Origin of the sequence: Streptomyces stelliscabiei (assembly GCF_014873495.1) — a bacterium.
GTDB lineage: Bacteria > Actinomycetota > Actinomycetes > Streptomycetales > Streptomycetaceae > Streptomyces > Streptomyces bottropensis.
Window position 1 is genome coordinate 7,927,531 of sequence record NZ_JADBGF010000001.1, and the last position, 11,333, is coordinate 7,938,863.

An 11,333-nucleotide genomic window follows, 5' to 3' on the forward strand; every position below is an offset into this window, starting at 1 on the left:
CTGTGAGTGGTTGAGTCGACCCTGGGGCCGGACGGGCTGTCTGTGAGTGGACGGGGCACTCCTGGGGCCGGACGGCACGTCTGTGAGCGGTTGAGTCGACCCCTGGGGCCGGACGGGCCGCCTGTGAGTGGACGGGACACTCCTGGGGCTGGACGTGACGCCTGTGATCGGACGAGCCGTCCCCCGCGACCTGCGGCGCGAATCAACCGGCCCCGTGACGCGGGGGCGGACGCCCGACGTCGCGCCGGGGCATGCGGTGATCGCCCCCGCGCCCCACGCGCCGTACCCCTCGCCCCCGCGTCCCGACGAGATTGGCGCACGCCACATCGGGCCGGGCATGACCAGCCCGCGCCCATGTACTACTGTTATCTCGACATCGAGATATCTGCCGAGGCGCACTGCGGCCGCCACCCCGGTAAGGGGTACCTAACTTAGCCTTACCTTAGCGGATCGGCCAAGAGGGCCTGGCGGCAGGATGCGGTGGTACGCGCACATGGAATGAAGGAGACTGTCGTGTCGGCGAACAGCTTCGACGCCCGCAGCACGCTGCAGGTGGGCGACGAGTCGTACGAGATCTTCCGGCTGGACAAGGTGGAGGGCTCGGCTCGCCTGCCCTACAGCCTCAAGGTCCTGCTGGAGAACCTGCTCCGCACGGAGGACGGCGCGAACATCACCGCCGACCACATCCGTGCCCTCGGCGGCTGGGACTCGCAGGCCCAGCCCAGCCAGGAGATCCAGTTCACCCCGGCCCGCGTGATCATGCAGGACTTCACGGGTGTGCCCTGTGTGGTCGACCTCGCCACCATGCGTGAGGCCGTGAAGGCGCTCGGCGGCGACCCGGCGAAGGTCAACCCGCTCTCCCCGGCCGAGATGGTCATCGACCACTCCGTCATCGCCGACAAGTTCGGCACCAACGAGGCCTTCGCGCAGAACGTCGAGCTGGAGTACGGCCGCAACAAGGAGCGCTACCAGTTCCTGCGCTGGGGCCAGACCGCGTTCGACGACTTCAAGGTCGTCCCGCCCGGCACCGGCATCGTCCACCAGGTGAACATCGAGCACCTCGCCCGTACGGTCATGGTCCGTAACGGCCAGGCGTACCCCGACACCCTCGTCGGCACCGACTCGCACACCACCATGGTCAACGGCCTCGGTGTGCTCGGCTGGGGCGTCGGCGGCATCGAGGCCGAGGCCGCGATGCTCGGCCAGCCGGTCTCCATGCTCATCCCGCGCGTCGTCGGCTTCAAGCTCACCGGTGAGCTGACGCCCGGCACCACCGCCACCGACCTCGTGCTGACCATCACCGAGATGCTCCGTAAGCACGGTGTCGTCGGCAAGTTCGTCGAGTTCTACGGCGAGGGCGTGGCCGCCACCTCGCTCGCCAACCGCGCCACCATCGGCAACATGTCGCCGGAGTTCGGCTCGACCGCCGCGATCTTCCCGATCGACGGCGAGACCATCAAGTACCTGAAGCTCACGGGCCGCAGCGAGCAGCAGCTCGCGCTCGTCGAGGCGTACGCCAAGGAGCAGGGCCTCTGGCTCGACCCGGCCGCCGAGCCCGACTTCTCCGAGAAGCTGGAGCTGGACCTCTCCACGGTCGTCCCCTCCATCGCCGGCCCGAAGCGCCCGCAGGACCGCATCGTCCTCGCGAACGCCGCCGAGCAGTTCAAGACGGACGTCCGCAACTACGTCGACGCCGTGGACGAGGCGGGCAAGGAGTCCTTCCCGGCCTCCGACTCCCCGGCCGTCGCGCCGAACGGCGCCCCGTCCAACCCGGTCACGGTGACCGCCCCCGACGGCTCGACGTACGAGATCGACCACGGCGCGGTGACGGTCGCGGCCATCACCTCCTGCACCAACACCTCGAACCCGTACGTCATGGTCGCCGCCGCGCTCGTGGCGAAGAAGGCGGTCGAGAAGGGCCTGACCCGCAAGCCGTGGGTCAAGACCACCCTCGCCCCGGGCTCCAAGGTCGTCACCGACTACTTCGACAAGGCGGGCCTGACCCCCTACCTCGACAAGGTCGGCTTCAACCTCGTCGGTTACGGCTGCACCACCTGCATCGGCAACTCCGGCCCGCTGCCGGAGGAGGTCTCCAAGGCCGTCAACGACCATGACCTGGCCGTGACGTCGGTGCTCTCCGGCAACCGCAACTTCGAGGGCCGGATCAACCCCGACGTCAAGATGAACTACCTGGCCTCCCCGCCGCTGGTCGTCGCGTACGCCCTCGCGGGCTCCATGAAGGTGGACATCACGCGCGACGCGCTGGGTGTGGACCAGGAGGGCAAGCCGGTCTTCCTGGCCGACATCTGGCCCTCCGAGGCCGAGGTCAACGACGTCGTGGCGAACGCCATCGGCGAGGACATGTTCTCCAAGTCCTACTCCGACGTCTTCGCGGGCGACGCCCAGTGGCAGGCCCTGTCCATCCCCGAGGGCAACACCTTCGAGTGGGACCCGCAGTCGACCTACGTCCGCAAGCCCCCGTACTTCGAGGGCATGACGATGGAGACCACCCCGGTCTCGGACATCGCCGGCGCCCGCGTGCTCGCCAAGCTCGGCGACTCGGTCACCACCGACCACATCTCCCCGGCCGGTGCGATCAAGGCCGACACCCCCGGAGGCAAGTACCTCACGGAGCACGGGGTCGAGCGTCGTGACTTCAACAGCTACGGCTCGCGCCGCGGCAATCACGAGGTCATGATCCGCGGCACTTTCGCCAACATCCGCCTGCGCAACCAGATCGCGCCGGGCACCGAGGGCGGCTACACCCGCGACTTCACCCAGGACGGCGGTCCGGTGTCGTTCATCTACGACGCCTCCCGCAACTACATCGAGCAGGGCATCCCGCTGGTCATCCTGGCCGGCAAGGAGTACGGCTCCGGCTCGTCCCGTGACTGGGCGGCCAAGGGCACGGCCCTCCTCGGCGTCAAGGCCGTCATCGCCGAGTCCTACGAGCGCATCCACCGCTCGAACCTCATCGGCATGGGCGTGCTCCCGCTGCAGTTCCCGGAGGGTGCCACGGCCGCCTCCCTCGGCCTCACCGGCGAGGAGACCTTCTCCTTCACCGGCGTCGAGGAACTGAACAACGGCACCACCCCGCGCACGGTCAAGGTCACCACCGACAGCGGCGTCGAGTTCGACGCGGTCGTCCGCATCGACACCCCCGGTGAGGCCGACTACTACCGCAACGGCGGCATCATGCAGTACGTGCTGCGCAGCCTGATCCGCAAGTAGGCGGACCGGTACGGCAGTTGAGGGCCGCATCCCCGGTGACGGGGGTGCGGCCCTTCGCGTAGTTCCTCGCGCGCGGCCCTTCGTGCGGCGCTGCGTGCGGCGCTTCGTGTGGTCCTACAGCCAGCCGCGCTGTGCCGCCCGTGCCCCCAGCTGGAAGCGGCTCGCCGCCCCGAGCCGGTCCTGTAATTCACTCACCCGCCGCCGCAGGGTCCGCAGGCTCACCCCGAGATGGCGGGCCACCGCCTCGTCCTTCATCCCGGCCGCCAGCAGCCGGGTCAACGTCCGCTCCCCCTCGGAGAGTTCACCCTCACCGACCGGCAGACCGAGCGGCGTCGCCTGTTGCCAGGCCAGGTCGAACAGTTTCTGCAGCGCCTCGGTCACCGCCGAGTGCCGTACGACCGCCGCGCAGTAGCCGCCCGCGTCGGACGAGGTCAGCGGCAGCATCGCCCGACGGCCGTCGACCACCAGCAACTTGACCGGCACCGAGGGCAACACCCGTGCCTGCTCACCGAGTTCGACCATCTTCCAGGCGTGGAAGAGGACGTCCGGGTCCTCCAGGGCGGTCGCCGCGTACACCGTGCGATAGGTGATCCCGCGGCTGAGCAGATCCGACTGGAGGTCCAACTGCGGGGTGCGCGGGGCCAGATACGGGGGAGTGTCGAAGACGCACACCTCGTGCTCGGCGCGTGCGTACAGCTCCTCCAGGCGAGCCGCGTTGGCGCCCTCGCCGGAGACCACCTCGACCAGCCGGGACGGCTCCTCCCGCAGCAGTCCGGCCTCGTGTGCGGTGGCCATCTCCTCGGCGGTGGCGGCCAGGAGTTCGGACTCGGTCTCGCGCCGCCGGATCAGCGCCCGGATCGCCACCCGGGGGTCGACCGCGCGCAACCCGCCCATGGAGTCCGGTGGTTGGAGCAGACCGAGCGCGAGCAGCCGGTTGCAGGACTCGCGGACCCGGGCCGGCTCGGCGCCGGTCAGCAGCGCCCAGCCGGCCGCGCCCGCGTCGGGCTGGTGGAGGACCGACCGGTACACCAGCTCGTCGAAGGCGGAGACCCCCACCGCGGACCAGGGGCTCGTGGTGGGGGCCGATTCTGTGGTGGCGTGCGCCGTCTCGTGTGCCGTGTTCACCATGTCCCGGCACGGTAGACGAACTCTGTTAAGACGGTGTCCTATGTGGTGAGGCGGACGAGTCGCTTGTAGCAGCACAGGGCGGCGGCGAGACCGAGAAAGGCCAGGTAGTTGCGGGGATTTCGTTCATAGCGGGGGCTGAGCCGACGGTAGCCGGACAGCCAGGAGATGGTCCGCTCGATGACCCACCGGCGGCGGCCCAAACGTTCGCTGGACTCGATGCCTTTGCGGGCGATGCGCACACCGATGCGCTTGCCACGTAACCATTTCCGCAGGTGAGGCACGTCGTACGCCTTGTCCGCATGGAGCCGTTGGGGCTTGAAGTGGCGGCCGCGGTGGGGGTCGTGTCTCGTTTGGTGACCGGCCACCATCGGCTTCAGCCCTTCGCTGTCGTGGACGTTCGCGGCGGAGACGCCGACGACCAGGGGCAGCCCGTTCGCGTCCGACAGGACGTGCATCTTGGAACCCGGCTTGCCCCGGTCCACGGGGCTCGGGCCGGTATGACCGCCCCCTTTTTCGCCCTGACGTGGGCGGAGTCGAGGACGACGCGTGAGACATCGATCAGGCCCGCGTCGTCGAGCCGGTGCAGGACGGCCTCGTGCAGACGGCCCCACACGCCGGCTCTGGACCAGATCAGGAACCGGCGATGGGCGGTGGACTTCGAGATCCCAAAGCAGGGTGGCAGGTAACGCCAGGAGCAGCCGCTGACCAGCACGTAGATGATCGCCGCGAACAGCGTCTCATCAGGCGTGTCCTGCGTTCCGCCGCCCTGCGGCCGCACCTTCGACGGTGGGATCAGCGGCTTCGCGATCTCCCACAGCCCGTCCGGAACAATCCAACTCCACGTACCCCGCCCCATACATGGCTCAACGAGCCCTCACCACATAGGACACCGTCTAAGGCTGAGGCACATGTGGTGGGTGACCGTCAGTTTCGGGTCGCGTCCGCCACAGGCCCGCTCCTACTTCAGACCGAACGCCCTCAACACGGTCTGGTCGATTCCGTTGCCGTCGCGGTCGGTGGCCCGCACCCGCAGCGACACCGACTCGGCGTCCTCCGCCGGCGTGAACCGCGCCTTGCCGCTCTTCACCTTCACCTCCTTCCAGGACGTGCCGTCGTCGTAGGAGACCCAGGCTTCGAGGCTGCGCGCCTTCACACTGCCCAGCTGGTCGGCGACCGGCAGATCGACCTTCAACTCCTGCCCGCTCTTGGCCCGGTTGAGGAGGTCGAGGCCCTTCGGGACGATGCCGACCGTGAGCAGCGGCAGGGCCGTCTCAGTGGTGGTGTGCGCCGAGGCGAAGGTCCACTCGGTGTGCGTGCTGGTGGAGTACTCGGCCCAGGCCGCCCGGCGCTGCACGTCCAGCTCGAAGCGGTACGAGGCCTCGGCCGCCGGCACGTCGAAGACGCCGTAGCCGCCGAGCAGCGAGTCGCCGACCAGCTTGCCGTCCGCGTAGAGCCTGCCCTTGCCGGTGGTGTCGGTGCCGTCGATGTACCCGTAGTGGCCCGGCGCGGAGTCGTTCAGCTCCGTCACCGACATGGTGAGCTTGTCGCCGGTGCGTTGGGGCAGGCCGTACTCCTCGCTGGTTCCGGGGCGGATCACCTGGCGCAGCCAGTTCTCGGTGCGCTCGACCGTGCCCGCCTTGTCGAAGGTCCGCAGCGGGCTCCACTGGCCCCTGAGCGTCTCCCAGTTCGGATAGACGGTGTGCCAGGTACGGGTGTCGGGGTCGACGTAGTAGTACTCGTCGCGTTCCGTACCGAGCCGCATGTAGTGGCTGCTCTCGACGCCGAACAGCTGCCAGGGGCGGAAGGTGTACAGGGCGTCCGCGCCGATCTCGCCGGCCGTGGCCCCGTGGTAGCGGGCCTTCCGCTTCACCGTGTTGGAGTGGTCGAGGTCGTATGTCTGGTCCGCGGAGATGGCTCCGCTCTGTGCGGCGAGCAGGTTGTAGACGTACGGGCTGTCCGGTGTACCGCTCAGCTTCAGCGTGACCTTCTCGCCCGTCTTCAGCAGGTTGGTGAGCGCGGCACCCTCCTCGCCGGTGGCGATCATCAGTGGGACGGTGGTCGCCCGGTCCACGGACTCGATCCAGAACCCTGGTGTCTTGCGGTACGCGATGAGGTAACCGGCCCCGGCCTTGGTCGCGTTGTCCAGCGCGTTCTGCGCCCGCTCCGTGGCGCCGAGCGCGACCACCGCCACCTTGCCCTTGACATCGAGCCCCGCGAAGTCGGCCTCGGTACCGCCGCCCGCGTCCACCGCCCGGACCCTGTGGTCACCGCTGATCTTCAGCGGGAAGTCCTCGTACGTCTGGGAGTAGTAGAGCGAGGACAGTGAGGTCTTCTGCGGGCTGGTGACGCTCGCCGTCAACTCCTTCTCGTACAGACGGAACTTGGCGGTGAACTCCAGGGTGCCCTCGGTGACCCGCTCGGTCGGTGTGACATAGACGTGCTTGGTCCAGAAGCCCTGGCTGTAGGTGAGTCCCCAGCCGTTGGTCGCCCCTTCGCGGTGCACATTGGTGGTGAAGCCCTGGAACTCGGAGTTCTGCTCCGTCCTCGGCTTGATCTCCACCGCCTTGCGGGCGTCGAGGACGACCTCGGTGTCCCCGTTCACCTTGATCTCGGGGCTGGTCACGACGGAGGTGCCGACGGCCAGACCGCCCGCGTCGCGGTCCGGGATCCAGGTCGAGACGGCATAGGTGCCGGCCGGGACCTCCCAGGTCCAGCCGGTGCCGAGGAAGCCGTACTCGTCGGGGATGGCGTTGTTCAGTTCCATGAGCGTGTAGATCGATCCGCCGGTGGGCGCTTTGCCGTTCCGGCCCAGGAGGGAGACCGCGAGGTCGTACGTCTTCGGGGCCTTCTCGAAGCCGACGCCGGTGGTGACCCGGACGTCGCCGGCGGTCGCCGTCACATGGCCGGTGTACCTGCCCTCGCTCTCCTGCGCGGGGTCGACGTCGACCGGGAGCGTGGCGGTGCCCCGCGCGGGTACGGTCAGCGTGCGCTCGTCCACGGTGAGGTCGGGGAGCGACGAGGAGATCTTCAGCTCCACCGCTGTGTCGGTGGCGTTGGTGTACGTGATGTCCTTGGTGGTGACCCCGGTGTCGCCGTCCTCGAACCGGCCGAAGCTCAGCGTCGGGGTCGCGAAGACGTTCTGCTTGACGGCCCGCACGGCGTCGACCCGGCCGTCGCCCTGCTCGAACACGGTGTCGTCGGCGTTGGTCCTCGCCGTGCTCGCCAGGGCTTCCTTGATCTGCCGGCCGGTCCAGTCCGGGTGCGCCTGCGCGACCAGCGCCGCGGCGCCCGCGACATGCGGGGTCGCCATCGACGTACCGTTCGCCGCCGTGTAGGCGTCGTCGACCGGCGTACCCATGGTGGTACCGGCGGCTCGGGCCGCGACGATGCCCACGCCCGGCGCGGTGATCTCCGGTTTGACCGCGAAGTCACCGGGGCGCGGGCCCCGGCCGGAGAACGGCGCCAGCCGGTCCGACTTGTCGACCGCGCCGACGGTGAGCGCCGAGTCGGCGATGCCCGGGGTGCCCACGGTCTGCTCGCCGGGGCCGGCGTTGCCCGACGCGATGACGAAGAGGGTGCCGGTGGACGCGGACAGCTCGTCGACGGTCTCGCTCAGCACGTCGGAGGGACCGGTCGCCGTACCGCCCAGTGACATGGAGACGATCTTCGCGCCGGAGTTCGCCGCCCACTCCATGCCCGCGATGATCCACGACGACTGGCCCTTGCCCGCGTCGTTCAGCACCTTGCCGACCAGCAGCTCCGCGCCCGGCGCCACGCCCTTGCGCCTGCCGTCCGAGGCCGCCCCGGAACCGGCGATCGTGGACGCCACATGGGTGCCGTGCCCGTGGCCGTCCCGCACCGCCTGGTCCGGGACGAAGCTCCGGGAGCCGGCGATCCGGTCCGCGAGGTCCGGGTGCCCGGTGTCCACGCCCGTGTCCAGGACCGCGACCTTCACGCCCTTGCCGTCGTGGCCCGACCGCCACACCTCGGGCGCGCCGATCTGCGGGACGCTCGTCTCCAGGGACACCGTCACCTGGGCGTCCAGCCAGATCCGGTCGAGGCCCCCACCGAGCCGTCGCGCGGCCTCCGAGGTGGGTTCGGTGCCGAGCGCGGGGGCGATGTCCGCCCAGAACGCGGTCGACTTCTCGGCACTGAGCGCCGCACCGTCGATGCCGGGCAGCGCGAGCGTACGGCGGGCGCCGTCGGGGGTGGCACGGCCCTTGTCGTACGTCGCGATCACGGGGGTGCTGTCGGTCCTCGCGTCGGTGTATCCCTGCTTCACCAGCCGGGTGACGTTGAAGAGGGCCGGGTCGAGGCGGCCCGCCCGCACCAGCGGGACGGCATCCGCCGGCAGGACACTGACCTCGCCGTCGCGTTCGCTCGACAGGAACGTGGCGGCCTCGCGCCCCGCACCGCGCCGCACGTCGATGGCGTGTCTGCCGTCCGGACCGGGGGCGAGCGTGACGGTGTCCCCGGTGATGAGGGTGACGGTCCGGCTGGTGGGCGCGCTCGCGGGGCCGGCCGTCCCGCCGCCGATCGCGCTGCCGATGCCGATGGCCCGGGTGTGGGCATCGGCGATGCCGGGGCCGGCGGTCGCGGGCGTGATCGCCGCCGCGAGCAGACCGGCCGCTCCTGCCGCGGCCCCGAGGGTGTGGAGTCTTCGCATGGGTTGTGCGTCCTCCCCTGAACGCTGAAGAACGCTTCCGGCCTGATGGGCGGAAGCCAGTGATCAGAGTGGGTGGCGGGTGGAGAGAGGCTCAAGGGATTGCCGTGGCCGGTCCGTGCCAACGCCCTCTTCGGTCAGCGGAGTTGGCGGTACGTCCCCTGCACGCCGGAACGCCCCCCGGGCGTCCCCCGGATCCGGGGCCAGTCCGTCGGCACGCGCGCCGCGCGCGGCACGACGGGGTGGGGGGACACCACCTCCGACGGCATCCCCTCCGACGGGGGAGGCGTTCCACGGGCTTCCGGTGCCGACCGGCCCCACCTGCTGTCGCGAACCCCGCCGGACGAAACCCTGGCGATGTCGAGGCCGGAGGGCGAAGACTTGCCCCATGGATGCACCGATGCGGCGCAGTGCCCCTCTCCCGTTCGTCGACGAGCACGCCGTCCTCGTCGAGGCGAACGCCGATGACGTCTGGTGGGCCCTCGCCGAGACGCTCGACTGGGCCTTCTCCCGTCCCGCCGTGGTCCGTTACGCCAAGCTCGTGGGCTGCGCCGACCACACGGCCGCCGGACCGCGCCCGCCCGTGGAGGGCGCGACGACGTTCCCCGGCTTCCGCACGGCGGCCGCGACCCCGCCCCGGGAGCTGACCCTCCTGGGCCGCCACCGCTTCTCCTCCTACACCTGGACCTTCCGCCTCGACGCGGAGGGGCCGGACCACATCCGTCTCCGCGCCGAAACCCGCGCCGCCTTCCCGGGGCCGGCCGGCGGCCTCTACCGCCTCCTCGTCCTCGGCACCGGCACGCACGCGAAGCAGACCCGCCGTCTGCTGACCGACGTCCGCCGCCGCGCCGAGCGCTCCTGGACGCGAGGACCGGCGACCTGACGGAACCCTCGCGGGGGACAGCGGCCGGCCGCAGCCGTTTACAAGCGCGGCGCTCCGCGCTAGCTTCCGGAGTAGGTGGGGGTGGGAGCGCTCCCATATGGGCGCGACGGACCGGAACCCGCCGTGCCCGGACCCGCTCCCACCCCGCACCACTCATCCACGCACGGGCACCGCACATCGGCACCGCACACCGGCACCGCACACCGGCACCTTCGCACCGGCACGCGCACGTCCCCCCACCTCCAAGCCGTACACGCAAGGAGACCATGTCATGCACGTGACAAATTTACGATTAAGGCTGCCCCGACGCCACCAGGCACTCCTGCTCGTCCTGCTCGCCCTCGTGACCACGATCCCGGCGCTCGGCCTGGTCCTCACGGCCGGCAGCGGCAGTGCGGAGGCGCACGGCACCCCGATGAAACCCGGCAGCCGCACCTTCCTGTGCTGGCAGGACGGGCTGACCGACACCGGTGAGATCAAACCGATCAACCCGGCGTGTCGGTCCGCACAGCAGGTGAGCGGGACGACCCCGTTCTACAACTGGTTCTCGGTGCTCCGCTCGGACGGCGCGGGCCGTACCCGCGGCTTCGTCCCCGACGGGCAGCTGTGCAGCGGTGGCAACACCAACTTCACCGGGTTCAACACCCCGAGCGCCGACTGGCCGTTGACCCATCTGACCGCCGGCGCGACCATCGACTTCTCCTACAACGCGTGGGCGGCGCACCCGGGCTGGTTCTACGTCTACATCACCAAGGACGGCTTCGACCCGACGAAGACGCTCACCTGGAACGACCTGGAGGCGCAGCCGTTCCTGAGCGTCGACCACCCGCCGCTGACCGGCAGTCCGGGCACGGTCGAGGCCAACTACTCCTGGCAGGGCCGGCTCCCCGCGAACAAGTCGGGCCGCCACCTCGTCTACATGGTGTGGCAGCGCTCCGACAGCCAGGAGACCTTCTACTCCTGCTCCGACATCGTCTTCGACGGCGGCAACGGTGAGGTGACCGGCATCAAGCAGCCCGGCAACCCCAGCGAGCCGGTACCGGGCGAGTGCGCCGCCACCCGGCGTACGACGGGCAGCTGGTCCGGCGGCTACCAGTCCGAGGTCGTCGTCACCAACACCGGTGACGTGCCGATGCTCGGCTGGATGGTCGACTGGACCCTGCCGTCCGGGCAGCGGGTCGACAGCCTCTGGAACGGCAGCGCGACCTACAGCGGGCAGAACGTGATGGTGCACAACGCCAACTGGAACGGGGAGCTGGATCCCGGCGAGACCGCCTCGTTCGGCTATGTGGTCCAGGGGCCGGGAGGTGATGCGGCGACCACGCTGCCCTGCCGGGTGGGCTGAGGGTCCGATCCGGCGGGGACGGTCACACGCTCGGGGCGGACCGGGGCCGCCCCGCCGGTCCGGTCGGGGCCGGGTGCGTCGCG

General features: G+C 70.1%; 6 protein-coding genes. 3 read left to right on the forward strand and 3 right to left on the reverse strand.

The window, feature by feature from the left end:
- Nucleotides 1-513: 513 nt before the first annotated feature.
- Entirely contained in the window at nucleotides 514-3,231 is a 2,718-nt protein-coding gene (gene acnA / locus H4687_RS34965; protein ID WP_046918954.1) for an aconitate hydratase AcnA, read from the forward strand.
- Nucleotides 3,232-3,345: 114 nt separating this feature from the next.
- On the opposite strand, the gene H4687_RS34970 is transcribed toward acnA, so the two are convergent.
- The 3 genes from H4687_RS34970 to H4687_RS34980 all read right to left on the reverse strand — a co-directional run bounded on the left by H4687_RS34970 (nucleotide 3,346) and on the right by H4687_RS34980 (nucleotide 9,025).
- Nucleotides 3,346-4,359: a helix-turn-helix transcriptional regulator gene (locus H4687_RS34970; RefSeq protein ID WP_046918947.1), complete on the reverse strand. Its 1,014-nt coding sequence runs from the start codon at nucleotides 4,357-4,359 to the stop codon at nucleotides 3,346-3,348.
- A gap of 38 nt (nucleotides 4,360-4,397) precedes the next feature.
- Nucleotides 4,398-5,215, reverse strand: a protein-coding gene (locus tag H4687_RS34975) for an IS5 family transposase (protein ID WP_099963510.1) whose coding sequence is annotated in 2 segments (ribosomal slippage) — nucleotides 4,398-4,861 and nucleotides 4,861-5,215 — 819 coding nt in all. Because the reading frame shifts where the segments join, the coding sequence is not laid out codon by codon here.
- 102 nt (nucleotides 5,216-5,317) lie between these two features.
- Entirely contained in the window at nucleotides 5,318-9,025 is a 3,708-nt protein-coding gene (locus tag H4687_RS34980) for a S8 family serine peptidase (RefSeq protein WP_050398057.1), read from the reverse strand.
- A 397-nt stretch (nucleotides 9,026-9,422) separates the two neighbouring features.
- Here H4687_RS34980 and H4687_RS34985 point away from each other — a divergent pair, with 397 nt between their 5' ends.
- Complete coding sequence (locus H4687_RS34985) at nucleotides 9,423-9,905, forward strand: hypothetical protein (RefSeq protein WP_046918020.1); 483 nt, start codon at nucleotides 9,423-9,425, stop codon at nucleotides 9,903-9,905.
- Between the two features lie 271 nt (nucleotides 9,906-10,176).
- Nucleotides 10,177-11,250 carry a lytic polysaccharide monooxygenase auxiliary activity family 9 protein gene (locus H4687_RS34990; RefSeq protein WP_179859990.1) on the forward strand — a complete coding sequence of 358 codons (1,074 nt, stop codon included), beginning with the start codon at nucleotides 10,177-10,179 and terminating at the stop codon, nucleotides 11,248-11,250.
- Nucleotides 11,251-11,333: the final 83 nt, after the last annotated feature.